Annotated in this window: 30 protein-coding genes and 1 tRNA gene; 14 read left to right on the forward strand and 17 right to left on the reverse strand. The window is 73.0% G+C overall.

Going from position 1 to position 26,304, the window contains the following annotated elements:
- The first annotated feature begins 68 nt into the window (after positions 1–68).
- Together ASE87_RS09535 and ASE87_RS09540 are read left to right on the forward strand one after the other, a co-directional pair.
- Positions 69–152 (forward strand) — tRNA-Leu (locus ASE87_RS09535).
- Between the two features lie 94 nt (positions 153–246).
- Entirely contained in the window at positions 247–846 is a 600-nt protein-coding gene (locus ASE87_RS09540) for a hypothetical protein (RefSeq protein ID WP_056228022.1), read from the forward strand.
- Between the two features lie 32 nt (positions 847–878).
- Here ASE87_RS09540 and ASE87_RS09545 read toward each other — a convergent pair whose 3' ends face one another.
- The 11 genes from ASE87_RS09545 to ASE87_RS09595 all read right to left on the reverse strand — a co-directional run bounded on the left by ASE87_RS09545 (position 879) and on the right by ASE87_RS09595 (position 8,487).
- Complete coding sequence (locus ASE87_RS09545) at positions 879–1,337, reverse strand: hypothetical protein (RefSeq protein ID WP_056228025.1); 459 nt, start codon at positions 1,335–1,337, stop codon at positions 879–881.
- Positions 1,334–1,717 (reverse strand): hypothetical protein, encoded by a 384-nt coding sequence (locus ASE87_RS09550; RefSeq protein ID WP_157489801.1) that lies wholly within the window; start codon positions 1,715–1,717, stop codon positions 1,334–1,336. Before ASE87_RS09550 ends, ASE87_RS09545 begins: the two co-directional genes overlap by 4 nt.
- A gap of 129 nt (positions 1,718–1,846) precedes the next feature.
- Positions 1,847–2,278, reverse strand: a complete 432-nt coding sequence (locus ASE87_RS09555) for a hypothetical protein (RefSeq protein WP_157489803.1) — start codon at positions 2,276–2,278, stop codon at positions 1,847–1,849.
- A gap of 224 nt (positions 2,279–2,502) precedes the next feature.
- Entirely contained in the window at positions 2,503–3,027 is a 525-nt protein-coding gene (locus ASE87_RS09560) for a T6SS immunity protein Tdi1 domain-containing protein (RefSeq protein ID WP_148053679.1), read from the reverse strand.
- A 54-nt stretch (positions 3,028–3,081) separates the two neighbouring features.
- On the reverse strand, positions 3,082–3,564 hold the full coding sequence (locus tag ASE87_RS09565; protein ID WP_137846903.1) for a hypothetical protein: 483 nt from the start codon (positions 3,562–3,564) through the stop codon (positions 3,082–3,084).
- Entirely contained in the window at positions 3,554–5,992 is a 2,439-nt protein-coding gene (locus tag ASE87_RS09570; RefSeq protein ID WP_056228037.1) for a DNA/RNA non-specific endonuclease, read from the reverse strand. The genes ASE87_RS09565 and ASE87_RS09570 overlap by 11 nt, the downstream gene beginning before the upstream one ends.
- Positions 5,992–6,348 (reverse strand): DUF6507 family protein, encoded by a 357-nt coding sequence (locus tag ASE87_RS09575; RefSeq protein ID WP_055975732.1) that lies wholly within the window; start codon positions 6,346–6,348, stop codon positions 5,992–5,994. The genes ASE87_RS09570 and ASE87_RS09575 overlap by 1 nt, the downstream gene beginning before the upstream one ends.
- On the reverse strand, positions 6,345–6,734 hold the full coding sequence (locus ASE87_RS09580; protein WP_056228040.1) for a hypothetical protein: 390 nt from the start codon (positions 6,732–6,734) through the stop codon (positions 6,345–6,347). The genes ASE87_RS09575 and ASE87_RS09580 overlap by 4 nt, the downstream gene beginning before the upstream one ends.
- Positions 6,724–7,815, reverse strand: coding sequence for a DUF6177 family protein (locus ASE87_RS09585; protein ID WP_056228045.1), 1,092 nt, complete (start codon positions 7,813–7,815; stop codon positions 6,724–6,726). Before ASE87_RS09585 ends, ASE87_RS09580 begins: the two co-directional genes overlap by 11 nt.
- 9 nt (positions 7,816–7,824) lie before the next feature.
- Positions 7,825–8,133 (reverse strand): pore-forming ESAT-6 family protein, encoded by a 309-nt coding sequence (locus tag ASE87_RS09590; RefSeq protein ID WP_043595262.1) that lies wholly within the window; start codon positions 8,131–8,133, stop codon positions 7,825–7,827.
- A 12-nt stretch (positions 8,134–8,145) separates the two neighbouring features.
- Positions 8,146–8,487 (reverse strand): WXG100 family type VII secretion target, encoded by a 342-nt coding sequence (locus tag ASE87_RS09595; RefSeq protein ID WP_307785006.1) that lies wholly within the window; start codon positions 8,485–8,487, stop codon positions 8,146–8,148.
- A gap of 271 nt (positions 8,488–8,758) precedes the next feature.
- On the opposite strand from ASE87_RS09595, the gene ASE87_RS09600 reads away from it, so the two are divergent.
- Genes ASE87_RS09600 through ASE87_RS09625 form a run of 6 tightly spaced genes read left to right on the forward strand, consistent with a single transcriptional unit; the run spans position 8,759 to position 16,946 of the window.
- Positions 8,759–9,766 carry an RDD family protein gene (locus ASE87_RS09600; protein ID WP_162235875.1) on the forward strand — a complete coding sequence of 336 codons (1,008 nt, stop codon included), beginning with the start codon at positions 8,759–8,761 and terminating at the stop codon, positions 9,764–9,766.
- Complete coding sequence (locus tag ASE87_RS09605; RefSeq protein WP_056228052.1) at positions 9,763–10,092, forward strand: hypothetical protein; 330 nt, start codon at positions 9,763–9,765, stop codon at positions 10,090–10,092. The genes ASE87_RS09600 and ASE87_RS09605 overlap by 4 nt, the downstream gene beginning before the upstream one ends.
- Positions 10,089–11,411 (forward strand): EsaB/YukD family protein, encoded by a 1,323-nt coding sequence (locus tag ASE87_RS09610; protein WP_056228055.1) that lies wholly within the window; start codon positions 10,089–10,091, stop codon positions 11,409–11,411. Before ASE87_RS09605 ends, ASE87_RS09610 begins: the two co-directional genes overlap by 4 nt.
- Positions 11,408–12,394, forward strand: a complete 987-nt coding sequence (locus ASE87_RS09615) for a hypothetical protein (protein ID WP_056228058.1) — start codon at positions 11,408–11,410, stop codon at positions 12,392–12,394. The genes ASE87_RS09610 and ASE87_RS09615 overlap by 4 nt, the downstream gene beginning before the upstream one ends.
- Positions 12,391–16,368 (forward strand): type VII secretion protein EccCa, encoded by a 3,978-nt coding sequence (gene eccCa, locus ASE87_RS09620; RefSeq protein ID WP_082452536.1) that lies wholly within the window; start codon positions 12,391–12,393, stop codon positions 16,366–16,368. Before ASE87_RS09615 ends, eccCa begins: the two co-directional genes overlap by 4 nt.
- Complete coding sequence (locus tag ASE87_RS09625) at positions 16,365–16,946, forward strand: hypothetical protein (RefSeq protein ID WP_056044171.1); 582 nt, start codon at positions 16,365–16,367, stop codon at positions 16,944–16,946. The genes eccCa and ASE87_RS09625 overlap by 4 nt, the downstream gene beginning before the upstream one ends.
- Positions 16,947–17,003: 57 nt before the next feature.
- On the opposite strand, the gene ASE87_RS09630 is transcribed toward ASE87_RS09625, so the two are convergent.
- On the reverse strand, positions 17,004–17,687 hold the full coding sequence (locus ASE87_RS09630) for an SOS response-associated peptidase (RefSeq protein WP_056228061.1): 684 nt from the start codon (positions 17,685–17,687) through the stop codon (positions 17,004–17,006).
- 94 nt (positions 17,688–17,781) lie between these two features.
- Here ASE87_RS09630 and ASE87_RS09635 point away from each other — a divergent pair, with 94 nt between their 5' ends.
- From ASE87_RS09635 to crcB, 3 genes are read left to right on the forward strand one after another with little or no spacing between them, the layout of a single operon-like run.
- Positions 17,782–18,300 carry a universal stress protein gene (locus tag ASE87_RS09635; RefSeq protein WP_056229464.1) on the forward strand — a complete coding sequence of 173 codons (519 nt, stop codon included), beginning with the start codon at positions 17,782–17,784 and terminating at the stop codon, positions 18,298–18,300.
- Positions 18,301–18,313: 13 nt separating this feature from the next.
- The gene (locus ASE87_RS09640; RefSeq protein ID WP_056228064.1) at positions 18,314–18,751 is read left to right on the forward strand and encodes a CrcB family protein; all 438 of its coding nucleotides are present in this window, start codon (positions 18,314–18,316) and stop codon (positions 18,749–18,751) included.
- A complete protein-coding gene (gene crcB, locus ASE87_RS09645) occupies positions 18,748–19,125 on the forward strand; it encodes a fluoride efflux transporter CrcB (RefSeq protein WP_056228066.1) in 378 nt (125 codons plus the stop codon). The genes ASE87_RS09640 and crcB overlap by 4 nt, the downstream gene beginning before the upstream one ends.
- A 125-nt stretch (positions 19,126–19,250) precedes the next feature.
- Here crcB and ASE87_RS09650 read toward each other — a convergent pair whose 3' ends face one another.
- Positions 19,251–20,165 (reverse strand): cation diffusion facilitator family transporter, encoded by a 915-nt coding sequence (locus ASE87_RS09650; RefSeq protein WP_043595247.1) that lies wholly within the window; start codon positions 20,163–20,165, stop codon positions 19,251–19,253.
- 263 nt (positions 20,166–20,428) lie between these two features.
- Between ASE87_RS09650 and ASE87_RS09655 the strand changes: the two genes are divergently transcribed.
- Positions 20,429–21,337: an SDR family oxidoreductase gene (locus tag ASE87_RS09655; protein WP_056228069.1), complete on the forward strand. Its 909-nt coding sequence runs from the start codon at positions 20,429–20,431 to the stop codon at positions 21,335–21,337.
- Positions 21,338–21,375: 38 nt separating this feature from the next.
- Here ASE87_RS09655 and ASE87_RS09660 read toward each other — a convergent pair whose 3' ends face one another.
- The 4 genes from ASE87_RS09660 to nucS form a co-directional block, all read right to left on the reverse strand.
- Positions 21,376–22,677, reverse strand: coding sequence for a CynX/NimT family MFS transporter (locus ASE87_RS09660; RefSeq protein WP_056228072.1), 1,302 nt, complete (start codon positions 22,675–22,677; stop codon positions 21,376–21,378).
- The gene (locus ASE87_RS09665) at positions 22,674–23,351 is read right to left on the reverse strand and encodes an HAD hydrolase-like protein (RefSeq protein ID WP_043595241.1); all 678 of its coding nucleotides are present in this window, start codon (positions 23,349–23,351) and stop codon (positions 22,674–22,676) included. The genes ASE87_RS09660 and ASE87_RS09665 overlap by 4 nt, the downstream gene beginning before the upstream one ends.
- A 24-nt stretch (positions 23,352–23,375) precedes the next feature.
- Complete coding sequence (locus ASE87_RS16100; RefSeq protein ID WP_156155552.1) at positions 23,376–23,552, reverse strand: hypothetical protein; 177 nt, start codon at positions 23,550–23,552, stop codon at positions 23,376–23,378.
- 80 nt (positions 23,553–23,632) lie between these two features.
- The gene (gene nucS / locus ASE87_RS09670; RefSeq protein ID WP_043595239.1) at positions 23,633–24,328 is read right to left on the reverse strand and encodes an endonuclease NucS; all 696 of its coding nucleotides are present in this window, start codon (positions 24,326–24,328) and stop codon (positions 23,633–23,635) included.
- 134 nt (positions 24,329–24,462) lie between these two features.
- Here nucS and ASE87_RS09675 point away from each other — a divergent pair, with 134 nt between their 5' ends.
- Positions 24,463–25,125: a hypothetical protein gene (locus tag ASE87_RS09675; RefSeq protein WP_056228074.1), complete on the forward strand. Its 663-nt coding sequence runs from the start codon at positions 24,463–24,465 to the stop codon at positions 25,123–25,125.
- A gap of 64 nt (positions 25,126–25,189) precedes the next feature.
- A complete protein-coding gene (locus ASE87_RS09680) occupies positions 25,190–26,269 on the forward strand; it encodes a LacI family DNA-binding transcriptional regulator (RefSeq protein WP_043595236.1) in 1,080 nt (359 codons plus the stop codon).
- Positions 26,270–26,304 lie beyond the last annotated feature (35 nt).

Raw genomic sequence — 26,304 nt, forward strand, 5'->3', positions numbered from 1 at the left:
CCGAACGAGTGAAAGGTACTCACCGCTGCTCTTCCGGGCCTCTGACGCGTGCTAAAGTCTACGAGTTCGCGCGAGTGGCGGAATTGGCAGACGCGCTGGCTTCAGGTGCCAGTGCTCGAAAGGGCGTGGGGGTTCAAGTCCCCCCTCGCGCACGAACGTGAAGGCTCACCTCCGGGTGGGCCTTCTCTCTTTCCCGGCTCTGGTCCCACCCGTCGCCGTCGGCCCGTGCAGTGGTTGTCTGGTGCGATGAGCCAGCAGGGCGCGGTCGTGTTCGAGTTCGACGAGGTGCTCTTCGACGAGTTCCCGAAGGCCCCGTGGGTGCCCCGCAACCAGCGCATCGTCGTCGACTCCGACCGCCGCGTGGTGGGTCGCCGCGACGGCGTCGTGGTCAGCGTCACCGACCTGCCCCCGGTGTACGCGCACGCCGACATCGGGCCGAGGATCAGCAGCATGCAGTCCTTCGTCACCGTCGGCGACCACGTCTCGTGGATCGTCCGAACCGTCGAGGGCACGCGGTTCACCTCGTCCGCCGACGACCTCGACGAGGAGGCGCGGCTCGAGATCGCGAGGGACGCCACCCTTCACGGGTTCCTCGACGACCTCGAGTGCATGGTCATCGCCGACCTGTCGGACATGCGATTCGGACAGGACCGCGAACTGACGCGCTGCCGTCTCGAGGTGACCCGCGCCTCCGGGGGGCCGGTCACCTGGGCGCTCGTCGTCGAGGGCACGGGGCACCGGATCGAGTCGGACACGGTCGACGCCGCGGAGTTCGTCGGCCGGCAGCTCAACGACATCGCGATCGACGGCGACCCGCTCGCCCTCGAGGCCGTGCTGCCGCTCTGAGGCGTCTCGGCCCGATCAGCCCGTGAGGCCGGTCACGGAGAGCCTCCGGCCGATCGCGAGGCGACGACGGCGGCGAGCCAGCCAGGGATCGCCTCGGCGGGCCGTGGGTACGACTCGAGATCGTCGAGGTAGGCCTGGTCGTCGATCCAGGTGTGAGGAGCGCGGTGGTCGAAGTCGAACGAGGTGCCGAGCTTGCCGGCGGCGGTGACCCGGAAGCGGGCGCTGAACCACGATCCAACGTCGGCTCGGTACATGAGCCGTCGGAGGTCGGAGGCGGCGGCGCCCGCCTCGTCCGTGTCGGGAGTGGACGACTCGTGGCCGGCTTCGTCGAAGAAACCCACGGATGCCACCCGGACGCCTCCGACCTCGGAGAAGTCGAACTCCGCCCGGACGGAGCCTCGAGGCATCATGCGGTGGACGGCGAGACCCACCCGACGGAGGGCATCACGTTCGGTCGGCACGCGGCCACCGCCGTCGTCGTGTTCGCTCATCGCTCGGCCCCGCCGCCACCGTCGGCTCGGCCGGCCAGGTCGTGGCGGGTCGGGGCGCCGGCGAGGATGGCGGCGAGCCAGTCGGGGGTGTTCTCGGGGGTGCGGGGGAACTCGTCGAAGTCGGCTCGGTAGGCCTCGGCGGCGAAGTGGCCCAGCTCGGGTTCGTTGTCGTAGTCGTACGACGCGCTCATCTTGCCGGTCGCCGTGACCGTGAACACCGCGGTGAACCAGGTACCCGAACCGGGTCGGTACATCGCCTTCCGGAGGTCGCGTGCCGCCCGGAAGGTCGTCTCGTCGGGCAGCGCGTGGTCCTCGCTCCCGTCGATGCGGGGCAGGACCTTCTCACCGGCCATGACGCCCCCAGCGATGCTGGTCTTCATGACGATCCGGTCGAAGCCGGTCGGGAGCAGGCCGTACAGCTGCCGGCCGATGTCTCGGAGGATCGTGCGCTCGGCCGATGCCGGTCGTCGGTGGGCCGTCGGACATGCGTGTACCCCTTCGGTCATCGATCACTTGCGGTCGTGGCGGGTCGGGGCGCCGGCGAGGATGGCGGCCAGCCAGTCGGGGGTGTTCTTCGGCGTGCGGGGGAACTCGTCGAAGTCGGCGCGGTACGCCTCGGCGGCGAAAGACCCGAGCTCGGGCTCGTGGTCGTAGTCGTACCTCGCACTGAGCTTCCCCCCGGCGGTGACGGTGAACACGCCCGTGAACCACGTCCCGGCTTCGGGTTTGCTCATGACCCTCCGGAGATCGCGGGCCGCCCGGAAGACGCCACGACCGGACGAGAGAGAGGTCGAGCTGCCGTTTGCGGCATGCAGCTCGATCGTGCCGGCTGTCACTCCGCCGACCACGCTGATCCGGGCGATCACTCGATCGTGGTCGCGCGGGATGACGGCATGGAGCGCTTTGCCGAGGATGCGGAGTGCGTCCCTCTCGGCAGGCATGCCGTGGGGCTCCGAGTCGTGAGCGGACGGCACGGGCCCGAGTACTCCTGAGTCCGCCAGTTCTCTCGAGGTCGTGAGGCATGCCTCGAGGTAGGCATCGGGCGATGTGCCGCCTCCGACGAGGATCAGGGTCCCGCCCGTCGTCGACTGCGCGGTCGCGACCGACAGCCCCACCTCACGTGCAAGTGGATGCGAGCATGCGGCGTCTGTGCCGCTGGCGTGAGTCACGGCAGTGGGCCCGCGACGGAGGAGATCAGGAGGACGTGCTCGCGCATGTCGACGACCTCGAGGGACGCAGCAGATCGTCGGCCTCCGAGGGCGAGCAGCGGGCTGAAACCGAAGCATTCGTCGGAGCGGGGCACCCCGAGACGCTCCCGCGCCTCCGGGAAGGGGCTCCAGTCGAAGTAGTCGGGGTCGGCCAGGAACGACTCGTAGCCGAGGATGACGAGGAGCGTCGAGAGCCTGTTGGCGATGATCCGGCTCGTGCCCCGTCGAAATTCGAGGAGGTGCGCTCGGCCGTCGAGCCAGACGACCAGGTCTCCGAGGGCGGACGACATCAGGGGCGTGGCCGCCGCGAATCGAGGTGCGACCTCGGCGAGGACGTCCTGCCACGCGGTGGGGTCGACGATGCGCAGGTACCCGTCAGCCGTCGCGCCCAGCCCGTGGTCACGCCACAGGGCCACGACGTCGTCGGGAAGACGCTCGACAGCGGCGTCGAGGCTGGCGGAGGACAGTGGAGGCCCTGGCATCAACGGCTGCGTCACGTGACTCCAGCCCTGTTGCGCGAGTCCATGTCTCGACTCTCAGACGGGACCCTCGTCACGGCCGACGAGGTCGTGCCGGGTGGGCGCACCCGCGAGGATCGCGGCGAGCCACTCGGGCGTGTTCTCGGCAGTCCGGGGAAAATCCTCGAAGTCGGCACGATATTCCTCGGCACCGAAGTGACCTAGTTCGGGTTCGTTGTCGTAGTCGTACTGTGCGCTGAGTTTTCCGGCGGCCGTCACGGTGAAGACGGCGGTGAACCACGTGCCTGCCCCTGGCTTGTACATCAGGCGCCTCAGTCGACGAGCCGCTTCGAACGTGCGTCGCGCGGGAGCAGCCGACTCCTGGGAGCCGTCGGCTGCGAAGAGCAACGTCTCGCCGGCCATCACACCCCGAGCCATGCTTGTCTGCATGCGGATGCGGTCGGAACCCGAAGGAATCAGTGCAAGGAGCTGCGAACCCAGTTCTCTCAGTGCATCACGTTCTGCTTCGAGACCCGACTTCACCTTGTCGTCACCGGACATTGTCGTAGAACTCCTGTCGTAGCGGTTGACCGTGAGCCTGGAACTTGACTTGGACACCGGTCGGGACTGTGTTCGTGCCCTCGTACTCCGGAAGCACTTTGAGGTCGGCGGCGCCTCCGTCGGACGCGGTCAGGGCTTGCCGGAGTTCGCGTTCGAGGTTACCGAAGGAGTGGCCCCGGCCGCGATTGACCTCTCGGAGCATCGGCACGATGTTGATCTTCTCGCCGCCGCCGCCGAACATGTTGGCCAGGAGGTGGCCTCCCTCGTACCCGACACCGCCCTCCTTGCCGATGCGCTTCTGCACCGACTCGGACCGGTCGGCATCGCCGAGTTGGAGGTCGTCGAACTCGGCGAGCACCGTGCGGCTGGCGTGGTCCGTGACGTAGACGTGCTTGCCACCGACGACGTAGGTCGTGTCCGCGGCGGGCTGCATGAGGTCGTAGTTCAGGTTGCCCTTGCCGCCGTACTCGGTCTCGACGTGGACGATGCGACCTGTCGCGTCGGTCGAGAACACACCCCGGCCAGGCACCGTGTACGCCGTGTCCGGGGCGAGGACCTGACCGTGGGCGAACGGCTTCTCCTTCGTCGGCAGGTCGGAGCCCGAGACCGTCACGTGGTGCTCGACGGCCGGTGTGGCGTGCGGCGTCGGTTCGGTCGGGGTGGGCGTCCGGTCAGGGCCCGACAGGTCGAGCTCCCCGATGTCCGTGTCATGGCCGCCACCGGCTGACCGGTCAGGGGTTGCACCCGCGCCGTCGACGGGACCGTCGGCCCGACCGGGCTCGTCCGTCCCAGGGCCGTCCGCGTGACCTGCTTCGCTCGTCCCAGGGCCGTCGGCCCGACCTGCATCGCTCGACCCGGGGCCGTCAGCTCGCCCGGCATCGACCGCTCCGCCGCCGTCGCCACGTTCGAGCAGCGTCGTGCCGCCCGATCCGGGGTCGGCGGCGCGGGCGGCACCGGCGGCCTGGTCGGAGCCGGTGCCACCACCCGCGTGGGCGGACGCGTCGGCGTGCGTGGGGGACGCGGCCCGCGCCTCCTCGGCTGCTCGACCGAGGTCGCCGTAGTCGGCGAAGTCCTCGAGCTTCGACAGCGAGCCGAAGTCGACCTCCTCGCCCGCCTTGAGGGCGCCGGTCAAGCCCTCGAACTCGACGTCGGTCATGCGGTCGAGGGCTGCCATCGTGTCGGACAGACCGTCGAGATCGTCGAGCTTCGACAGGCCGCCGGCGTGGTCGCCGAACTCGGCGACGAGGTCCTCGACCCGCGACAGGCCCTTCGGCAGGTGCGACGCGTCCTCCGCCACCTCGGCCAGCCGACCGGTGAGGGTCGCCGCCCGGGCCGCGCCCGACCCGACCTTGAGGCCCGCTCCGACCTGGCCCGCGCCCGGGATGAAGAACGAGGCGACGTTCGCCACCGCGAAGGTGCCGGCCGCGACAGGGTCCTCTTCCCACTGCTCGGGCGTGCCGACGATTCCGCCGACCATGCCGTCCATCGTCTGCTTGTAGTTGTCGCGCAGGCCGCGCAGCGACTCGGGGACGGCCGAGTCGGGCAGGTTCGCCAGCGCGGGCGCTGCCGGGAAGACCGCCGTGATGGCGAGGGCACCGAGACCGGTGAGCATGCCGGTCCAGGCCTCGCCGGCGAACGACCAGTCGTGCTTCCAGCCGTTCGCGGCGTCGAAGCCGACGAGCGACACGGTGCCCTCGACGAAGCTGGTGCCGAATTCGACGAGTCCGTCGCCGACCGACTCCTGGCACGACCGCTCGCCCTTGCCCTGGGCACCCCACGGGTTGTCCTCGGCGACGTCGAGCTGCTCCCCGGTCACCGCCGTCTGGGGCGCGACGCACAGGTCGTCGCGCAGGGCGTTGACGGCGTTCTCGAACTCGACCCGGGCCGCGTCGATCTTCGCGATCTCGGCGTTGTACTGCGATTGCAGTTCGTTGTTGCGCTCGACCGACGGCGTGTGCTCGTTCCAGGGGATGGTCGTCTCGCCCTGACCCTCGGCCATGATCGGCACGCCACCGCTCATCTGACTGGCCTGGAAGAGCGGGTTGTCGGGGTCGTAGAAGTCGAGGGTGACGCCGCCGGAGACCGAGGCCCGGAAGGCGTTCGCCTCGGTGACCAGCTCCTTGATGCGTGCGACGGGTGCCGTGACCGCCTCGGCCAGCGTCTCGAGGAGGTCGGCCACCGTCGAGATCGTGCCGGCGACGGCCTCGGCATCGGTGCGCACCGGGTCCATCGAGGCGAACAGCTGTGGCCCCTCGGGCGCGGTGTACGACGCCGACAGTCCCGACCAGTCGGTCATCACTGCCTCGGCGTTCGTCGTCACCGCGGTGGCCGTCGACTTGTAGCTCGCCGCCGCCGACGCGATCGACTCCGGCACGATGTCGAGACCGAAGAACTCGGCCGGTTCGATCAGCGATCCCTTCGTGGCCATCAGCGACCCCCCTCGAAGAAGCTGAGGTCGCCCGACTCGGCGGCCTGCACGGCGGCGGCCTGCGTCTGCGCGGCCATCTCCTCGTCGCCGTTCACGTAGGCCAGCGTCGCGTCACCCGCCCCGGTCGCGCAGGCGAGGATGCGCGCGTTGATGCCCTGCACGCGGTTCGTCTCGGACGAGATCAGGTCGACGACGGCCACGGCCGACGACACGAGGATGTCGCTGCCCACGCCGGCATTCAGCTCGGTCTGGGCCGTCTCGACGCCGGTGAAGGTCGCCGCGAACGTCTCGGCCGAGCCCTGCACCTTGGTCAGGACGCTCACCACGCCGTCGGTCTGGATGCTCCACGAGCTCATCGGTCGTCTCCTGTCGTCACGAGGGTGCCCTGCACGTCGTCGGCCAGGCGCCGGGCCAGCGCCTGGGTGAGAGGCCCGTCGAAGGGGCCGTAGGCCTCCGTCCACCAGCGGTCGGTGGCGGGGTGGTCGTTCGGTCGGCCCGCGGGGTGGTCCTGGGACGCCGGGTCGGTCACCCGCAGGCCGAGGCCGCGCCGCGCCTCCCGGGGGTCCTCGAGCTGTGTGCTGCGCAGCACGGCCAGGACCAGGCCCTCGCCGGACGCGATCTGGATGCCGCCGCCCTGCCAGAGGCGCCCGGCACCGAGGCCGCCGTCGACGGCCGCGGCCGCGGTCACGACCTCGACGGCCGTCACGGGCTCGGCCGAGAGGATCACGAACTCACGGGGCACGGCGCACCGCCGGGGGGAGGAGGGCGTCGGCGACGACACCCGGGCCGATCGCGTCGAGGGCCGCCGCGAAGCGCTGCCACCGGGTCGCGTCGGCACCGAACGGCACCACGAGCGAGGGCGTGCGGGCGTTGCCGGTCGTGGTCCCGCCGTGCTCGGCGGCGAAGGAGGCCGCGTCGAGCCCCAGGCGTCGCACGGCCCGCGCGCCGACCACCGCGGCGAGGGGCTGCGGCGTCGTCGGCCGGTAGGGCGTGATCGTCGCGTCGGCCGCTCCCCGCAGGCTCCACGCCGTCGCCAGCAGCACCTGCTGCTTCTCGGACAGGCTGCGCAGAGCCGAGGAGGCACGGGTCGCGTCGTCGACGCCGGTCGCCTCGGGCAGCGCGAACAGCAGCCGGGTCTCCTCGGTCAGGCCGGTCTCACTGCGCGCGATGCGGATCGTGCCGGTCCAGACCGTGCCGTCGGGCGCGGAGCCGGCGACGTGCACGCGGGAGTCCCGCGGCATGCGGGCCCGGGCCAGGGCCGTGATGCGACCGCGGTCCCAGACGGTGGCGGGGGGTTCGGAGGTGCCCCACACGGTGGGCGCGACGCCCGCGACGGCGGTGACCAGCGCCTCCGTCGTCGTGCCGGTCAGGGCCTCGGCCCTCGCCGCGTGGTGCACGGCCACGGAGAACTGCAGCCACGGGCGCGTGGTCTCGACCGCCGGCTGGGGCAGGAGGGCGAACTCGTCGGCGGGCGCGGTCGCCCGCGCCGATCCGTCGACCGGGTCGCCGAGGGGATCGAGCAGGGCCTCGTCGTACGACGCCACCCGGGCACCGCCGATGGCGTGGCGCAGGTGGCCGTCGGCGTCCCGCACCAGCCAGGCCCCGGCGACGAGGCGCAGGGCCTGGTAGAGCGCCCAGCTGAGCCGGGCGTCGTCGTGGGTGACGACGACGACGCGGACGCCGGCGCGGGTCGCGTCGGTGAGCAGGGCCTGCCGCCCCGAGGTCAGGCCGACGACGGGGGCGGTGCTGATCGTCGCGATCCACCCCGGCCCGCTCGCGTCGGCGAGCGGGTGGGGGAGGGTCGTCGCCCGTGAGTCGCTCACGGGCCGGGCCTAGATGCCGTCGACGGCGGCCTTGGCCCGCTGCATGGCGGTCTGGGCCGACTCGTCGTTCGACGCGAGCGACTGGCGGAGCGTGTTGATGATCGTGCGCACCTCGGTGGCGACGCGGTTCCAGCGCTGCTCCTTGCCCGCGTACTCCTCGCTGGAGCCGTCGGCCTGGTAGTCCGCCATGGCGGTCTTGACGTCGGAGTCGCGCTGCGTGATGAGCGCCTCGAGGCGGCTGGCGACGGCGTTGAAGTTGTCCTGGGCGTTGCCGGAGGCTCCGAGGTCGAAGTCGCGGCGGTCGGTTGCGTTGGCCATGGTCGTTCCCCCTTATGCGCGCGATCCGCCGAAGCGGGCGCTCTCGAATCCGGCACCGGACTGGGCCGAGGTGGTCTCGTCGGCGATCTGCTGCTCACCCTCGACGAAGGCACGGTTCTGGCCCGTGATGCCGGTCAGCACCGACGACAGAGCGGCGTTGAGCTCGACGGAGATGCCGTCGACCTCGCCCTTGAAGCGGTCGAAGGCGGCGCGGCCGGCTCCGTTGAAGCGGCCTTCGAGCGGCGCGGCCGCGTCGGCGAGCTGGCGCACGAGCGCGCCGAGGTCGTCGCCGGCCCCGCTCGTCTTCTGGCTCAGTTGCGTGAGGGTCTCGCTCCCCATGGCGAACTTCATCATGTCGTTCTCCCCTTGCTTCGATCTGATGGCGACCCGTCACGGGTCGACTCATGAGGAAATCACGATTACGTCTCGATCGCCACCCGTTCGCGGGGTACATGTCGGGGGACCAGGGCGGGGGACAGGTGGGTGTCGACCCCGGAACGGGTGTCTCACCGGGGGACGCGGGGTCGGCTAGCCTGGGGCCGATCGTGCGCTCCGGGGACGCGGGCGGTCGCTCTTCGTCGGCCTCGACGACCTGGTCCGGACCCCGCAGGCGAGAGGCGGAACCGTGGGCGCACTGGTGGGCGCGCGAAGCTGCGGACGCTGCGGTCAGCCGCTCGGTGCGGGCGCGACCTGGTGCTTCTGGTGCGGCGTGCGGATCGTCTCGGCGGCCACCGGCAGCGCCATCGGCACCTACTCGGGTCTGCTTGCGGGCGTGCAGACGGCGACCCCGTCGAGGCGTCGCAGCGCGGTCGCGATCGACTGGGGAGTGCCCCTCCTCCTGATCGGCGTCCTCGTCGTCGGCGTGGCCACGGGCGCCTCGTCCGCCACGGCCGGCGCGGCGCTCGTCCCCGTCCCCGTCGAGGTCGCCGTCGTGGTCGTCGCCGTGGGCTTCGTGGCGCTCGACGTCGTGCTCTACGTGCGCGGCGGTCGCTCGGTGGGCCGCCTGCTGCTCTCGTTGCGAACCGTGGACGACCTGACCGGCCGTCCGCCGGCCGTGCTGAGGGTCGACCGCCGCGGGCGCTTCAGCATCCGTCGTCAGGCGGTGACGGTCGACCTGCGGCGTGGCCGCGATCCCATGACGTCGTCGCCACCGCTCGTGCAGAGGCCGGCCCTGCCCGCCGCGGCCTCCGCCCCGCTGCCGCCCCACCCGACCGACCCGCTCGACGCCGCGGGACGACCCGACGAGAACACCTTCGGGCGCACGGGCCAGGGCCGACCCACGACCACCGCGCCGTCGATCGTCCTCGAGCTCGACAGCGGCGAACGCCTCGACCTCGAGTCGACCCTGCTGATCGGCCGTGCCCCGGTCAACCGCGAGGGCGAGGAGCACCCGGTCTTCGCCTGGGCGGACCTCGCCCGCAGCCTCACCAAGACCCACGCCCTCTTCGCGTGGGAGGGGGCCGTGCTGTGGGTCACCGACCTCGGCTCGACCAACGGATCGTCCCTCGTGGCGCCGGACGGCACGCGCCAACCGCTCGTGGCGGGCCTGCGCGGGCCGGCCGCACCGGGATACGTCGTCGAGCTCGGCGAACGGACCCTCACCGTGCAGCCGTCGGGGGTGGTGGACGCATGAGCGGGGACCGCGACGTCGTCCTGCTCGAGACCGTCAAGACGCACCGCGCCCGCCTGGTCTCGGCCCTCCTGTTCGGCGAACTCGACGAGCGTCGACTGGTCAACGACAACGTGCGTCGCCTGGTCGTGAGCCTGGTCATCGCGGCGGTCGCCTGCGCCGGCTGCGCCGGCACGTCCTTCGTGCTCTCGGTGCTGGCCGACCAGCGCGCGACCCAGTCGCAGACCACCGGAGGGTCAGGAGGCGCGGTGCCGGTCACCGGCTCGCCGTCGCCTTCTCCCGCGTCGACCGACGTCCCCGACCCCACCCCCACGACGGAGCCCCGATGACCGACTACACCCGGCTGACCATCGTCGGCACGGCGCGCAAGGCCGAGATGGTCGTGCCCGCCGACGAGCCGATCGGTGGTCTGATCCCGCGGCTGATGGAGCTGCTCGACGAGCGCCCGGGCGCCGTGTCGCGCCCGCTGACGCTCGTCCGGTCGACTGGGGAGCAGCTCGACACCTCGCTGTCGGTCGCCGAACAACGCATCGTCGACGGCGAGTTGCTGCGGTTGCTGCGCGAGGACGCCGCGCCCCCGCCGCCCGAGGTCGCGGACGTCACCGACGTGCTGGCCGAGTCGCTCGCCAGCCGACCGGGCCTCTGGACTCGACGGTCGCGCACGGCGACGGCGGCCGTCGCGATCGGCCTGCTCTCGCTGGCCCTCTCGACGGTGCTGGCCAGGGCGTCCGACGTCGAGCCCGTCGGCACGCTCGCGATCGTCTACGGGTTCGCCGTGGTGGTCGCCCTCGTGTCCGGCCGGTTCGGCGGCCGTTGGCTCGCCGTCGCCGCGACCTCGGTCGCCCTCGGCTGTGCGGCCCCCCTGGCGGTCGTGCTCGGAGCCGTCCCGGCCCTCGAGCTGCCGCCGGTCGACGTGGCGCTCGCCGTGATCGTGCTCGCCTGGGTCGCGCTGGCGCTCGGCGCGGGCGCCGGTCTCGGCTCCCGGTCGGCGTGGTGGGGCGGCGTCCTCGGCGTCGTGCTCGGGGCCGTCCCGATCCTGCTGCGGTCCCTCGGCGTCCAGGACGCGGGGGCCGTGGGCGTCGGCGCCGTGCTCGCCGTCGTCGTCTGCGGCCTGCTGCCCTGGTTCGCCATGAGCGCCTCGGGTCTGACCGGTCTCGACGACCAGGTGGTCGACGGGCGCCGGGGCCGCCGCGACGAGGTGCTGCTGACGGTCGGCGACGCCTACCGCACCCTGACCTGGTCGACCTTCGCGGTGGCGGGACCCGTGGCCGTCACGGCCGTCTCGTCCGTCGGGTCGGCCGATCTCTGGCAGGTCGGTCTCGGGGTCGCCGTGGTGCTCGTCGTCGCGGCCCGCACCCGGGCCCTGCCGATCGCCGCCCAGGGCTGGGTGCTCTGGGCCGCCGCCCTGATCGGCCTGCTCGGGGGCCTGCTCGTCCAACCACTCGCTCCCGGGTGGCTCGTCGTCGTCCTGTTCGCGGCCGGCGTCGTGGTCGCGGTCGTGGCCGGCGGCGTCGACCCGGTCGCCCACCAGCGCGCCTCGCTGCGCCGCGTGGGCAACCTCGTCGAGGCGCTGGGCGTCGTGGCCCTGCTGCCCGTCCTGCTCGGGGTGTTCGGCGTCTACGCCGACCTGCTCGGGGCCTTCTCGTGAGCGCCTTCGACGCGTTCGTCCGATCGGCGCCGCTCGCCCTCCTCGGCAGCGTGAGCGCCCGGGTGCACGAGGTGACCACGGTCGACGAGATCGTCCGGCGACCGCTGCCCGTGTCCCGCCGCATCGGCTTCGTGCAGGCGCGGGGCGGAGCCGGGGCGAGCTCGACCGCCGGCTACGTCGCCGCCCTCCTCGCCCGGCGTCGTCCCGGGCTCGTCCTCGGCGTGGACGCGTCGCGCGGTCCTCGGGGCATGCTCTGGCAGGCCGGTGCGCCGGTCGGTTCGGGTGCGGCGCCGAGCTCCCGACGACGCACGGCCCGCCGGTCGGTCGACGCCGTCGACGGCCTGCCCCGGACGCCCTCGGGCCTGTACGCCCTCTCGCTCGACCCCCGCGGTGAGTCCCGGGCCGTGGCCGCCGCGGCGGGCTGGTTCGACGAGGTCACGCCGATCAGCCGGTTCTTCGACCTCGTCGTGACCGACTGGGGAGTGCGCGACTGGCGCGCGGACCTCGCCGACGTGGTGTCGGCCAGCCGGACGGTCTGCATCGTGGCCCGCGCCGACCGCCACGCCGCCGAGGAGGCTGCGGCGCTCGTGCCGGCGATCAAGGACCACCCCGACCGGCCCGACGTGGTCATCGCCCTGGTCGACGTCGGCGACGCCGGTCGCGCGGCGCCCGTCACGGTCGGCGACGACCCCACCGTGCCCGTCGTGCGCGTGCCCTACGACGCGGCCCGTTCCGGCGGCCGACCGGTGTCGAGCGCGGCGCTGGGCACCCGCACCCGCATCGCGTACGCCCGCCTCGCCGCGGCCCTGCTGCCCCTCGACGCCCCGTCGGTCCCGCGGGGCACCCCGCCCGTCGACGCCCCCCGCCAAGCCCCGTCCGCAGCCGACCCCGGCCCGTCGGAGCGCCGACCCTCGGAACGCCGCCAGGCCCGGGGGCGGGACGCCCGCCCGGCCGTCGCCGACGACCAGGAGGCGCGACGATGACCGTCAAGCTCGTCCACCGGCCCACGCGCATCACGCGACCCGTCCAGCCCGCCGAGCACGAGGACATCACGCCGCCGCCCCAGCTGGCCGACGGCAAGGTCGGCGGCGTGCCCGTGCAGGCCCTGCTGCCCGTCGTGGGCGCCCTCTCGAGCGTCGTGATGATCGTCGTCTACCGCGGCAGCTCGAACCCGCTCTTCCTGCTGGTCGGCGCGGTGCTGCTGATCGTCGCCCTCGTCGGCGGCCTCGCGGTCACCCTCAGCCAGCGGGGCAACGCCGCGCGGCAGCGACGACTGCAGCGCGAGCGCTACCTCGACTTCCTCGAACGACTGCGGTCGCGCATGCGCACCAAGGCCCGGACCGTCCGGGCGACGGCGGCCGTGCTCGACCCCGAACCCGCCGCCCTGCTCGAGTTGGTGCGAGACCCCGCGCGACTCTGGGAGCGCCGTCGCCAGCACGACGACTTCCTCTCGGTGCGGATCGGCGAGGGCGACCTGACCTGGTTCCCGATGTCGGTCCCCGAGGACCCGAACCCCGTGCAGCCGTTCGACCCGATCATGGCCAGCGAGGCCGAGTCCGTGGTCGAGCACCTCTCGACCGTCCGGGGCATGCCCATCACGGTCGACCTCGACCGCGCCGGATCGGTCGCCGTGCTGGGCGACCGCGAGTCCGCGCTGCGGGTCGCCCGCTCGATGATCCTGCAGCTCGCCGCCCTGCACTCGCCCGACGACGTGCACCTGGCCGCGGCGTTCCCCGAGAGCGCGGCCGCCGACTGGCGCGGCTTCGACCTCGTCCCGCACGCCGTGGACGACTCGTTGTACGACGGACCGGTGCCGGCGCGACGGGTCGCGACCAGCGCCTCCTCGTTGCTCTCGGTGATCGGCGGCGAACTGGGCGACCGGGCGCAGGAGGCCGCCACGACGAAGCGCTCGATCGGCACGACGGCGCGCACCGAGGGATCGCGCCTCGTCGTCTTCGTCGACGACTGGGGGCACGTCGCCTCGAGCATCCCGGTGCCCGACGCCGATCTCTCGCTGACCGACCTCGGCGTCACGACCGTCCACCTGCTGAGCGACCGCCTGCACGAGCCGTCGGACGTGACCCTGCGCATCACCGTCGAGGGCGACGAGGCGGTCGTGACCGACGCCCGCGTCGAGGACGACGGCCAGGTCCGCGTGCAGACGGCGACGATCGACGCCACGACCCCGCAGCTGTTCGAGGCCGTCGCCCGCACGCTCACCCCCCTGCGCCTCAGCCTCAGCCGGCAGGACGAGGTCGACTCGGCCCAGGCCGTCGAGATCACCGACCTGCTGGGCATCGACGACGTGACGACGCTGACGCCGGCAACCGCGTGGACGCCGCGCTCGCCGCGGGACTTCCTGCGCGTGCCGATCGGCATCGACGACTTCGGGGCGCCGGTCCTGCTCGACCTCAAGGAGTCCGCGCAGCTCGGCATGGGCCCGCACGGCATCTGCATCGGTGCGACCGGCTCGGGCAAGAGCGAGCTGCTGCGCACGCTCGTCCTCGGCCTGGCCCTGTCGCACTCGCCCGACGACCTCAGCATGGTCCTCGTCGACTACAAAGGAGGCGCGGCGTTCGCTCCGTTCGCGGGGTTGCCCCACGTCGCCGGGCTGATCGACAACCTGGCCGACGACGCGCAGCTCACCGAACGCGCGCGGGTCAGCATCCAGGGCGAGGTCGTCCGACGTCAGGAGCAGTTGCGCGACGCGGGTGGCGCGTCGTCCATCAGCCACTACCGCGAGCTGCGCGTCGGCCGCCCCGAGCTTCCGCCGATGCCGCACCTGTTCGTCGTCATCGACGAGTTCGGCGAGCTGCTCACGGCGGAGCCCGAGTTCGTCGACCTGCTGCTCACCATCGGGCGCATCGGACGGTCGATCGGCGTGCACCTGCTGCTCTCGAGCCAACGCATCGAGGCGGGCAAGTTGCGCGGCCTCGACACCTACCTCTCGTATCGGATCGGCCTGCGGACCTTCTCCGAGGCCGAGAGCTCGATCGTGCTCGACCGGCCGGACGCGTTCCACCTGCCCGCGGTCCCGGGGTTCGGCTTCCTCAAGGTCGACACCTCGGTGTACCGCAGGTTCCGCGCGGGCTACGTGTCGGGCCCCCTGCCGACCGAGGCCGCCCGCTCGCTCGCCGGCGACGACGCACGGCCGACCGCCCTGCTGCTGCCGACCTTCAACGGCATCGCGGGGGGTGACGACGAGGGCGGCGAGGAAGAACTCTCGCGCCCCGACGTCGGTCGTGCCGTCATCGACGAGGCCGTCGACCGCCTGATGGGCGGCGGCACCGACGTCGACCCCGTCTGGCTGCCGCCCCTGCCCGACCGGCTCGCGCTCTCGCGGGTGGTCGGGGCGGACCAGGCCGGCGGCCTGCGGGTGCCGATGGGACTGCTCGACGACCCGGCGCGCCAACGGCAGGACCCGTGGCTGCTCGACCTGGCCCGGGCCGGCGGACACGTGGCCGTGATCGGGGCGCCTCAGACGGGTCGCAGCACGTTCCTGCGCACGCTCGTCGCCTCGCTGGCCCTGACGCACACGCCCCAGGAGGTCGGCATCTACGGCATGGACCTCACGGGTGGTGGACTCGGCCGGATCGAGGGGTTCCCGCACGTCGGCGGTGTGGCGACGCGAGCGAGCAAGGACCGCCTCCTGCGCCTGCTCGAAGAACTGGCGGCCATGCTGACGACCCGGGAACGCGTGTTCCGCGACCACGGCATCGACTCGCTCGCCATGCTGCGGCGACTGCACGCGGCGGGCGAGGTGCCCGAACTGATCTCGGCCGACGTGGTGCTCGTCGTCGACGGCACCGGCCAGCTGCGCGGGGACTTCGTCGAGCTCGAGACGGCGTTCGGCGACCTGCTGCTGCGCGGCGGCAGCTACGGCCTGCACGTCGTGCTCGGCATGACGCGGTGGAACGAACTGCGGATGGCGCAGCAACCACTGGTCGGCACCCGGGTCGAGTTGCACCTGAACGATCCGGCGGACTCGGTGATCGGTCGCAAGCTGGCCCAGACCATCCGGGCCGACCAGGCCGGCCGGGCCCTGACCGACGAGAACCTGTTCGCCCAGGTGGCGTTGCCGGTGCTGGACGACACGGACGACGACGAGGTCGGCGACGCGCTCGAGGCCCTCGCCCGCCGGTCCGCGGCGAGCTGGAACGGCCCCGCGGCCGCGCCGATCCGCTTGCTGCCCACCGAGCTGTCGCCGGACGAGCTGCCCGACGCGTTGGACGAGCCCGAGGCCATCCCGTTCGGCCTCCGGCAGGACACCATGCAGCCGGTCGCCCTCGACCCGGGCGCCGACCAGCACCTGCTCGTCTTCGGCGACTCCAAGGCCGGCAAGTCGACCCTGCTGCGCGGACTCGTCCGCGGCTTCGTCGACCGGGCGACACCGGACGAGCTCGTCGTGGCCCTCATGGACCTCCGTGGCGACCTCGTCGCCGAGGTGCCCGACGACTACCTGGGCGGGCACGCCTCGACGAGCACGGACGCCCGCGCCCTCGCGGTCGCCGTCGCCGACGAGCTCGCCAAGCGCCAGGCCGGCGACCGCGACGCCGGGCCGCGCATCGTGGTGGTGATCGACGACTACGACATCGTCGCCTCGGGGGGCACCGAACCGCTCAAGCCACTGCTGCCGTTCCTGCCGTCGGCGCGCGACCTCCGGCTGCACGTGTTGATCAGCCGGCCGGTCGCCGGCTCGGCACGGGCGCTCTACGACCCGGCGCTGCAGACGCTGCGCGACACGGGCGGGTCGTCGTTCATCATGTCGGGCGAGCGCAGCGAGGGACCGATCGTGCCGCAGGTCTACGCCGAGCAGATGACCGCCGGTCGTGGTCGGCTGGTCCGTCGCGGCCAGGCGCCGCGCATCGTCCAGGTGGCCCGGTTCGAGGCCGACGTGCGAGCCGACGCCGAGCGAGCCGACACCGAGCCGTCCGACGCCGCCGGAGCGGGCTCGTGACGGGCCGGACGGTCGTCGTGGCGGGCGTCGCCGGCGGCGTCGGGACGACGACGGTCACGGCCCTGCTCTTCACCCAGCTCTCGGGGGAGTCGGTGCCCCGGTTGATCGACCACTCGGGCGGGGACCTCGGGACCCGGCTGACCGGGGGCGACGACGCGCCGCGGGTCGACCACGAGCTGACGCTGCACGACCTCGGCGCCCACGCCGACGGCGCCCTCCTCGACCTGCTCGACGACGCGAGCGTCTTCGGGGTCGTCGTGGCCCCGACGACCCCGGTCGGCTTCGCCGACGCCCAACGGGTCCTCGCCCGCATCCGCGAGCGGCACGGGGTCGGCGGCCTGCGTCGGGTGATGCTCGTGGTCGTCGGCGTCTTCGGCGAGCACCGGACCACGCGCTCGAGCGAGGCACTGCAGAACGAGTTCGGCCGTCGCTCGCTCGTCGTCGTCCCGCGCGACCCCGCCCTCGCGGCGGGCGGTCGCGTGCCGCTCAACCGGCTGACCCGGGAGTCCCGACGGGCCCAGGGCGAACTCGTGTCGTACCTGCGCGAACGCCTGGCGAGCCACCGCGACGCGCGCTGAGGCGCCGGTCCGCGCCTCCGGCCGGGACGCGAGCCGCGCCTCCTCGTCCGACGGGCGTCAGCGCAGGGGCTCGATGAGGTGCGGGCCGTTGTTGCGGACGTTGTTCGCGTCGCGGCTCACCTCGTGCTGCACGAGGTCGTGGGCGACCTCGAACGAGTCCCGGTCGAGCAGCGAGAGCAGCTCGTCGGCGTCGAGGCCGTCGCCCAACCAGTCGTCGTACGAGTCGGGGGTGAGGCAGGCCGGCATCCGGTCGTGCACCTCGCCCGGTGCCACGTGGGCGTCGCGCGTGATGATCGTCGTCGAGAGCACCCAGCGGTCGGGGTCGTCCTCGCCCTTCGAGGGGTCGGGCCACGCGGTGACGAGGCCGGCCATGGCGAGCCCGGCGTCGGGCTGGTGCACGTAGTGCGGCTGCTTGCCGGTCTCGGTCACGACCCACTCGTAGTACCCCTGCGCGGGCACGATGCACCGGCTGGTCGCGAACGCCCGGCGGAACATGCCGCTCGTCGCCACGGTCTCGATGCGTGCGTTGATCGGCTGCGGACGCTTCTTCAGGTCGGGGTACCACGACGGCACGAATCCCCAGCGGGCGCCGGGTAGCTGCCTCTCGCCGTGCCGCTCACGGACGACCGGCACGACGGTCGTCGGAGCGACGTTGAAGTCGTCGGGCAGGGGCCCCAGGCCGTCGAGCAGGCTCGGCAGCAGATCGGACGTGGCCCGGGCAACGACGTAGCGACCGCACATGCCGACAGTCTGCTCTTCCGCGGAGGGGTGTGACGGTGGTTCACTGTGGCCGTGGCGCCGCGTGGGACGGCGACACGGTGAGAGGGTGGTGACCATGTCCGACGAGCAGAACCCCGCGCGCGGCTTCGTCGTCGCGGGCGTCGTGCCGAACTCTGGCGAGGCCGTCGTGGCGACCGCGGCCGACCTGGCGGCGCGCTACGGCACCGGTCTGCTCTGCGTCTCGGTCGAGCCCGACCGGCTCGCCTTCGCCGAGGGCATCGACGGCACCGTCCTGTCGTACCCCCTCGACCCCGACGACTACACCGAGACCCTGTCCTTCGACGCCGACCTGGAGGCGCGGCTGCGGCCGGTCGCCTCGGCTCGCGGCGTCGAGCTGCGCACCTCGATCGTCGCCGGCGACCCCGCCCGGTGCCTGTCGCACCTGGCCGAGCAGCTCGACGCCCCGCTGATCGTCGTCGGCAGTCGCGAGGCCGGCCTGCGGGGCAGCGTCCGTGAGTTCTTCGCGGGCTCGGTCGCCCTGCACCTCAGCCACCGTCAGCACCGGCCGGTCGTCGTCGTGCCGCTCGCCCCCGTCCCCCGCAGCCAGACGCTGCCGTGGGAGGACGAACTGTGACGCGAGGCCGCCGGTGACGGGTGCCGCGCGCCCTCGCGCCCCGCACCTCCGTCCGTCCCTGATCGCCCTCGTCGCCCTGGGCGGCGCCCTCGGGACGGCCGCACGGGTCGGGGTGACGCTCGTGGTGCCGTCGTGGGGGGCGTTCGACACGGCGATCTTCGCGATCAACGTGGTCGGGGCGTTCGTGCTCGGCGTCCTGCTCGAGCGGTTGCTGCGCTCCGGGCCCGACGAGGGCGGGCGTCGCCGGCTCCGACTCCTCGTGGGGACGGGCGTCCTCGGCGGGTTCACGACCTACAGCTCGCTCGCGACCGAGACCGCGGCGCTCGCCGGGGCGGGTGGGGGCGACCTCGCCGTCGCCGCGCTCTACGGACTGCTGAGCCTGGTGCTGGGGGTGCTCGCTGCGGCGGCCGGCATCCGGGCCGGGGCACGTCTGGCGGGGCGCGCCTCGTGAGCCCGCTGCTCCTCGTCGCCGTCGCGGCGGCCGGCGGGATCGGTGCCGCCGCGCGCTTCGTCGTCGACGGCCTCGTCAAGGACCGCCTCGGCTCCGCCTACCCGTGGGGCACGACCGTCATCAACGTGTCGGGCTCGTTCGCGCTGGGGCTGGTGACCGGCCTCGCCCTGCAGGCGGTCGTCGCGCCCGAGTGGAAGGCCGTCCTCGGCACCGGCCTGCTCGGTGGGTACACGACGTTCAGCACCGCGAGCGTCGAGACGGTGCGGCTGCTGGCGGCCGGGCGACGTGGGGCCGCGGTCGCGAACGGCCTGGGCATGCTCGTCGCGTGCGTGGGCGTCGCATCGCTCGGGCTGTGGCTCGGCTCGCTCGCCTGACGAGCTCGCCGGCCTGACGGGCCGGAACGCCGAGTGGGCAGGAACTGTCCTTCGGTGGCTGGTGAAGGACCTTTTCTGCCCACTCGACCCGCGCCTCCGGGGGATGGCGACGAGGAAATCCCCGGTCAGGCGTGCGTCTCGCGCTCGTGCCCCGCGTGGTCGGCCGGCTCGAGCTGGAACGTCGCGTGCTCGACCGAGAAGTGGGCGGCGAGGCACCGGTCGAGGGCGTCCAGGGTCTCGTCGACCTTCATGTCGCAGAACACCTCGCGCTCGACGACGACGTGCGCCGAGAAGACGGTCGCCCCGCTGGTGATCTGCCAGGCGTGGACGTCGTGTGCCGAGACGACGCCCGGGGTGTCGCCGATGTGCGTGCGGACCGACTCGAGGTCGATGTCGCCGGGAGCCGAGCCGAACAGGACCCGGATCGCCTCGCGCAGCAGCGACCAGGCCCGTGGCACGATCATCGCCGCGATGATCAGCGACCCGACCGAGTCGGCCTGAGTGAAGCCCGTGGTCAGAACGACGACGGCGGCCACGACGACGGCGGCCGAGCCGAGCAGGTCGCCGAGCACCTCGAGGTAGGCCCCGCGCATGTTGATCGAGTGCGTCGCCCCGCCCCGCAGCACGAGCAGTGCCGCGACGTTCGTCGCTCCGCCGACCAGGCCGACGACCAGCATCGGCAGCCCGAGCACCTCGTGCCCGCCGACCGCCACGAGACGGGAGACGGCGGCGACGGCGACCGAGAGCGACACGGCGAGCAGCACGAGGCCGTTGACGAAGGCGGCGAACACCTCGGCCCGCCGGTAGCCGTAGGTCTGTCGGCCGCTCGCGGGTCGGGCGGCGACGATCGTGGCCACGAGGGCGATGACCAATCCGGCCAGGTCGGAGAGCATGTGCCCCGAGTCGGCCAACAGCGCGAGGGAGCCCGAGAGCCAGGCGCCGACCAGCTGGGCGACGAGCCCGAGGGCGATGATCGCGATCGCGAGGCGGAGCCGTCGTCCGTCGGCGGCGACGTGTCCGTGTCCGTGGTCGTGGCCCATGGGCGCCTCTCGTCGGGATGAGGGTCGGGGGTGGCGGATCGGGGTGGGTATCCGTCCGGCGGATCGGCCCGCCGGATCGGTCCGCCGGCGTTCCGGGCCGGCGTCGAATCTACCGGCGCCCGACGGCGACGGCCACCGATCCGGGCAGTCGATAACGAGTCTCGATCCCTGCAACGACGCCGATCGGGGCGCGGCGGGCGGACGAGGAGGTGCGGGTCGGCCCCGCCTGGGAGCCGCCCCCACCGCGCATGGTTCAGTGAGGCATGACCGACTCGACCGAGACCTCCTCCGCCTCCCTCGGGGAACCCGCCCGCGCCTCCTCGTCCCTCGTCGCCGTGACGGGTGCGACGGGTGCCGTGGGCGGCATCGTGGCCGCGCACCTGTCCGAGCGGGGCGTGCCGCTGCGGCTCGTCGTGCGCGACGCCGCCCGCGCGCCCCGGCTCGACGGGGCCGAGGCCGAGGTCGCCGTCGCGACCTACGGCGACCGGGCGGCCTCCGTCGAGGCGCTTCGCGGGGTCGAGACCCTGTTCATGGTGTCGGCGGCCGAGGCCCCCGACCGCGTCGACCAGCACCGCTCGTTCGTCGACGCCGCCGTCGAGGCGGGCGTGCGGCACGTGGTCTACACGTCGTTCGCCGGTGCGTCGGCCGAGTCGGTGTTCACGCTCGGGCGGGACCACTTCGCGACCGAGCAGCACATCCGCGAGTCGGGGCTGGCCTTCACGTTCCTGCGGGACAACTTCTACCTGGACTTCATCCCGCTGTTCGCGGACGAGCAGGGCGTCATCCGCGGCCCGGCCGGCGACGGGCGCGTGGCGGCGGTGGCCCGGGCCGACGTCGCTGCGGTGGCGGCCGTCGTGCTGCTCGACCACGAGTCGCACACCGGGGCGACCTACGACCTCACCGGGTCCGAGGCGTTCACCCTGACCGAGGCGGCTGCCCGCCTCACCGCCCTCGGCGGGCGGTCGTTCACGTTCGTGGACGAGACGGTCGACGAGGCCTACGAGTCCCGCCGCGTCTTCGAGCCGGAGCCCTTCCAGGCGGACGCCTGGGTCAGCACCTACACGTCGATGGCCTCGGGCGAGGTGGCGCAGGTGACGTCGTCCGTGCGCGACCTGACCGGACGCGACCCGTTGACGCTCGAGGTGCTCTTCGCCGGCGGCGTGCCGCGCTGACCCTGCCCGCCGGGCCCCGGGCCGTCCGTCCGGGCGGCTCAGGGCACGCGTCGCGACGACAGCACGCCGCTGACGCCGAGCACGACGACCGCCGCGGCGACGCCGATCATCGGGATCTGCCAGTTGCCGCTGGCGTCGTGCAGCCCGCCGATCGCGAGCGGGCCGAGCGCCGCGATCGCGTAGCCGCCGCCCTGCACGAGGGCCGACAGGCGCCGCGCCTCGACGTCGGTCGACGCCATGCGAACGATGACGATGAAGATGATCGTGATCCCGCCGCCCTGCGCGGCTCCGCCGAAGATCGACCAGAGCAGCCAGTGCTCGGGAGCGAAGAGCAGGCCCAGCGGCATGGCCGACCAGAACACCGCGATCAGCCCGATGACGACCGCGGGTCGCACCCGCAGGGCGAGGAACGGCACCCCGAGCGCACCCACGACCGCGAGGATCTGGAACACCGACGAACTCGCGCCGGCCGCCTCGCGGGTGAGACCGACCTCGTCGCGCAGCAGCGTCGGCATCCAGGCCGTGAGCCCGTAGTAGCCGAAGGCCTGACCCGAGAACGCCAGCGTCAGGCCCCAGGTGGTCCACCGACGCAGCAGCGGGGTGGCGCTGCGTCGGCGCTCGCGTGCGTCGGCCTCGGCCTCGCCGGGCTCGACGACGTCGATGCCCCCGGTGAAGACGTCGGTCGCCGAGGAGGCGCGGTGCCGGTCGTCGACGTCGGCCTGCGACCCCGGCACCACGGCCACGCTGCCGCCCCGCACCGCCACGCGGGGGCCCACGGCGATCGACCAGACGACGGCGGCCAGGACGGCGAGCAGTCCCCAGGTGACGAGGGCCAGGGGCCAGCCGACGACCGAGGCGATCGGGGCCGTGGCCAACGACGTGATCATCGATCCGACGTTGAGGGCCGAGGTGTAGATGCCCGTGACGAAGCCGGCCCGCTCGGGGCTGAAGTCGCGGCGGATGACGACGGGCAGCACGACGTTGCCGATCGTGATGGCGACGCCGATCACGATCGTGCCGACGTAGAGCCAGACCGTGCCACCGGCCGTGCGCAACAGGGTGCCGAGCAGGACGCCCGCGAGCCCCAGCGTGACGGCCCGCTCGGCGCCGATGCGGCCGATCAAGGCCGAGGCGAACGGGCTGGCCACGGCGAAGCAGAGCACGGGGATGCTGGTGAGCAGTCCGGCCACGACCGCCGTGAGGCCGAGGTCGGCGCTCATCTGGTCGAGCACGGGAGCCGGGGCCACGATCGGCCCACGCATGTTGAGGGCGATCAGCACGATCGCGAGGGTGAGCAGCCAGGCGGCGGGCGACCGCACGACGGCCGCGGCGCGGGTCACGCGGCGCCGCGCAGCAGGGAGACGCCCAGCAGGTCGGCCACCTCGTCGACGTCCGCCGCAACGGCGACCGCGCCGACGTGCTCGTCGGGCTCGCCGTAGCCCCAGCCGACCAGGATCGTGGGCACGCCGTGCACGGCCGCGCCCTCGACGTCGTGGCGGCGGTCGCCGAGCAGGACGGGCCGCGAGAGGTCGGCGCCGCGCGCCCGCAGTCGCTTCAAGGCCTCTTCGACGACGTCGGCCTTGGTGTTGCGCACCTCGTCGTCGGAGGCACCGGTGATGACGTCGAGGTAGCGGTCGAGTCCGTGCGCCCGCAGGATCGCCGTGGCCGGGGTCTCGGGCTTCGAGGTCGCGGTCGACGTGGGGATGCCGGCGGCGTGCACGGCCGCCATGAGGTCGGGCACGCCCGGGAAGACCTCGCCCTCGAGGGCGCCGTGGGCGAGGTAGTGCGCACGGTAGAGCCGCATGGCGTCGACGAGGCGCTCGCCGTCGAGGCCGAGGCGCACCTCGAAGCTCTGCGGCAGGGGCGGGCCGACCCAGGCCATCAGGTCGGCGGCGGAGGGCACCGGCAGGCCGAGTGCGCCGATCGTGTGGGCGAGGCTGGCGGTGATCGCGGGCGCCGAGTCGGCGATGGTGCCGTCGAGGTCGTAGAGGACGGCCGTGTAGGGGAGAGTCATCGCCCCCAGCTTAGGGATCGGGGGTCAGCGCGGGACGGCCCGCAGTGGCCAGGTCGCCACGGCCGGGACCGCGGCCCGGGCCGACGGAGGCGTGACGGTCTCGAACGACCACATCGGGTCGTCGAGGCCCCGGGCCAGGGACTCGAAGAGCGGGGTCGCCTCGCGTTCGGCGGTCAGGGTGTCGAAGATCGGTGAGGTCACGGGTTGCTCCTGCGGTCGATGAAGCTCGTAGCAGGAATATAACCCTGAAATGTGAGTATCACAAGGCTCTTGGCGTGTCGTCAGAAGAGGCGGGAGTGCGAGTCGTCCAGGCCGCGCATCGCGTCGTAGTCGAGCAGCAGCGTGCGGATGCCCCGGTCGTGCGCCAGCGTGCGGGCCTGCGGTTTGATCTCTTGTGCGGCGAAGACGCCCGTCACGGGGGCGAGGTGCGGGTCGCGGTTCATCAGTTCGAGGTATCTGGTGAGCTGCTCGACCCCGTCGATGTCGCCTCGACGCTTGAGTTCGACGGCCACGGCCGCACCCTTCGCGTCGCGGGCCAGGATGTCGACCGGCCCGATGGCGGTCATGTACTCGCGCCGGACGAGGGTGTGGCCCTCGCCGAGCAGGTCGATCTGTTCGGCCAGCAGCTTCTGCAGGTCGGCCTCGACGCCGTCCTTGGTCAGGCCCGGGTCCACGCCCATCTCGTGCGAGGAGTCGTGCAGCACCTCGTGGATCGAGACCACGAGGATGTCGGCCGTCTTCGCCTGGGTGACCTTCCACAGCTCGACGACGCCGGCCTCGCGTTGGTCGTCGTCGGGTTCGACCGTGCGGATCGTGCAGGGCGGGCTCATCCAGTTGAGGGGCTTGTAGCTGCCGCCGTCGGAGTGGACGAGCAGGCTGCCGTCGCTCTTCACCATCAGGAGGCGCGTGGCCAGGGGCAGGTGGGCGGACAGTCGACCGGCGTAGTCGACCGAACAGCGGGCAATGACGAGGCGCACCCGACGATCCTACGGGGCGACGAGAACGGCCTCTGATCGCCATGTTGACAGGCATTCATATGTGAAATACATTCATGACAGATGGTCGGCAGGAGACCACCGAGACGCTTCCAGGAGGAACGATGCCCCACCCGATGCCCGCCACGACCCGGCCGCTGCGGCCGTCGACCCACGACACGGCCGAGCTGCTGCTGGTCGACCTGGCCATGGCGCGCTACGCACCCGGCGACTCCCTCGACGTGGACACCGTCGTGCGGGAGCACCGGGTCACCCGCGGCGAGGTGCACCTCGCCCTCTTCGAGCTGAGGCGCATGAAGGTCGTGGTGCGGGCTCCGTTCAGCGGTGCGCACGTCGTCGTCTGGCACCGGCGGTTCAACGAGGTGCTGCTGCGCGACCTCGTCCGCATGATCTCCGTGGCGTCGACGAAGGCCACCTCGCTCGAGGACGTCCCCGAGCCCGGTGTGCGCCGACCGGCCTGCACCGCTCACGGGCTGGCCCTGCCGGCGGACGTCGCACACTTCCTCGATCTGACCCGGGCGATCGCGCAGGTGCTCTCGCCGTCGGCCCGCCAGCACGTGCTGGACGACCTGTTGCTGCCGCTCGAGATCCTCTGCAGCGCGAGGGCCGTCGCGGTGCACGACATGCGGCCCGCCCTCGGCGAGACCGTCCGCGGTGCGATCGTCGACCTCATGGAGGCCGCCGCGCACTACGGCGACTGGGCACAGCTGCCCGGCCTCGCGTCCGACTACGTCACGGCCCTGGGCGTCGACGAACCGCCCGTGCGACCCGTCGACTGACACCCCGCCGACCGTCACCGGCCACCCGGAGGCCGTCCGGCCCCGTCGGCTAGGCTGCGGCAGCATGAGCCGGGCAGAGGGCGACGTCGCCGCCAGGCCGACCCTCGCGTCGGTCGCGCGTGTCGCCGGGGTGAGCGCGAGCACCGCCTCCTTGGCCTTCAGCGGCACCGGACCCGTGTCGGACGAGACCCGCGCGCGGGTGCTCGCCGCCGCCGACGAACTCGGCTACGCCGGGCCCGACCCGCGGGCGAGGTCGTTGCGTCGCGGGCGCTCCGGCATCGTCGGGGCCGTCCTCGAGTCCACGCTCAGCACGGCCTTCCGCGACCCGATCAACGTCGCGATGCTCGACGGCATCGCCGACGTGACCGGGCCCGCCGACAACTCGCTGCTGCTGCTCACCGAGAGCGCGGGCGAGCGTTCCCGCCTGCTCGACGCCCCGGTCGACGCGGTCGTGTTGTTCGGCTGCAGCACCCGCCTCGACGAGTCCGTGTCGATCATGCGGCGGCGCGGCATCCCCGTCGTCTCGATCGAGGCCCCGCCGACCGAGGGCGTGCTCGACATCGCCGAGGACAACGTCGGCTCGTCCCGCCTGCTGGCGCAGCACCTGCACGACCTCGGCCACCGGCGGGTCGCCGTCGTCGCCCTCGAACTCGGCCCCGGGCGCTCGACCGGCGGGCAGGACGACGAACTGACCGACGAGCGGGTGGCCCGCGGCACCTCGTGGCCGACCCTCGAGCGCCTGCGCGGCACCCGTGAGGTCTTCCCCGGCGTGGGCGGCCTGGCCACGCGCGGCAGCTGGACGAGCGAGGGGCACCGCGCCGGCCTGCGGCTGCTCGACGTGCCCGAGGCCGAGCGGCCGACGGCGATCGTCGCGCAGAGCGACCTGCTCGCGTCGGGCGTCATCGCGGCGGCGGACGACCTGGGCCTCTCGGTGCCGGGCGACCTGAGCGTCGTCGGCTACGACGGCGTGCGGCTCGACGACCCGCGAGCCGCCGACCTCACGACGGTCGTCCAACCCGCGGTCGAGAAGGGCCGCGCGGCCGGTCGCGCGGTGCTCGCGCTGCTGGCCGGCGACCCGGTCGAGGGCACGACCTTCACGAGCGTCTTCCGCCCCGGGTCGACGACAGGGCCGCCCGCACGCTGACTCCGCGCCGGGGGCGTGTGCCGGGCGGCGTGACG

The organism is Frigoribacterium sp. Leaf44, assembly GCF_001421865.1.
Taxonomy (GTDB): domain Bacteria; phylum Actinomycetota; class Actinomycetes; order Actinomycetales; family Microbacteriaceae; genus Frigoribacterium.

Bases quoted from the DNA above. Each gene is read 5' to 3' on its own strand.
- ASE87_RS09540 (WP_056228022.1), top strand. From the start codon at position 247: ATGAGCCAGCAGGGCGCGGTCGTGTTCGAGTTCGACGAGGTGCTCTTC.
- ASE87_RS09545 (WP_056228025.1), bottom strand. From the start codon at position 1,337: ATGAGCGAACACGACGACGGCGGTGGCCGCGTGCCGACCGAACGTGAT.
- ASE87_RS09550 (WP_157489801.1), bottom strand. From the start codon at position 1,717: ATGAAGACCAGCATCGCTGGGGGCGTCATGGCCGGTGAGAAGGTCCTG.
- ASE87_RS09555 (WP_157489803.1), bottom strand. From the start codon at position 2,278: ATGCCTGCCGAGAGGGACGCACTCCGCATCCTCGGCAAAGCGCTCCAT.
- ASE87_RS09560 (WP_148053679.1), bottom strand. From the start codon at position 3,027: ATGCCAGGGCCTCCACTGTCCTCCGCCAGCCTCGACGCCGCTGTCGAG.
- ASE87_RS09565 (WP_137846903.1), bottom strand. From the start codon at position 3,564: ATGTCCGGTGACGACAAGGTGAAGTCGGGTCTCGAAGCAGAACGTGAT.
- ASE87_RS09570 (WP_056228037.1), bottom strand. From the start codon at position 5,992: ATGGCCACGAAGGGATCGCTGATCGAACCGGCCGAGTTCTTCGGTCTC.
- ASE87_RS09575 (WP_055975732.1), bottom strand. From the start codon at position 6,348: ATGAGCTCGTGGAGCATCCAGACCGACGGCGTGGTGAGCGTCCTGACC.
- ASE87_RS09590 (WP_043595262.1), bottom strand. From the start codon at position 8,133: ATGGCCAACGCAACCGACCGCCGCGACTTCGACCTCGGAGCCTCCGGC.
- ASE87_RS09595 (WP_307785006.1), bottom strand. From the start codon at position 8,487: ATGATGAAGTTCGCCATGGGGAGCGAGACCCTCACGCAACTGAGCCAG.
- ASE87_RS09605 (WP_056228052.1), top strand. From the start codon at position 9,763: ATGAGCGGGGACCGCGACGTCGTCCTGCTCGAGACCGTCAAGACGCAC.
- ASE87_RS09610 (WP_056228055.1), top strand. From the start codon at position 10,089: ATGACCGACTACACCCGGCTGACCATCGTCGGCACGGCGCGCAAGGCC.
- eccCa (WP_082452536.1), top strand. From the start codon at position 12,391: ATGACCGTCAAGCTCGTCCACCGGCCCACGCGCATCACGCGACCCGTC.
- ASE87_RS09630 (WP_056228061.1), bottom strand. From the start codon at position 17,687: ATGTGCGGTCGCTACGTCGTTGCCCGGGCCACGTCCGATCTGCTGCCG.
- ASE87_RS09635 (WP_056229464.1), top strand. From the start codon at position 17,782: ATGTCCGACGAGCAGAACCCCGCGCGCGGCTTCGTCGTCGCGGGCGTC.
- ASE87_RS09650 (WP_043595247.1), bottom strand. From the start codon at position 20,165: ATGGGCCACGACCACGGACACGGACACGTCGCCGCCGACGGACGACGG.
- ASE87_RS09655 (WP_056228069.1), top strand. From the start codon at position 20,429: ATGACCGACTCGACCGAGACCTCCTCCGCCTCCCTCGGGGAACCCGCC.
- ASE87_RS09665 (WP_043595241.1), bottom strand. From the start codon at position 23,351: ATGACTCTCCCCTACACGGCCGTCCTCTACGACCTCGACGGCACCATC.
- ASE87_RS09675 (WP_056228074.1), top strand. From the start codon at position 24,463: ATGCCCGCCACGACCCGGCCGCTGCGGCCGTCGACCCACGACACGGCC.
- ASE87_RS09680 (WP_043595236.1), top strand. From the start codon at position 25,190: ATGAGCCGGGCAGAGGGCGACGTCGCCGCCAGGCCGACCCTCGCGTCG.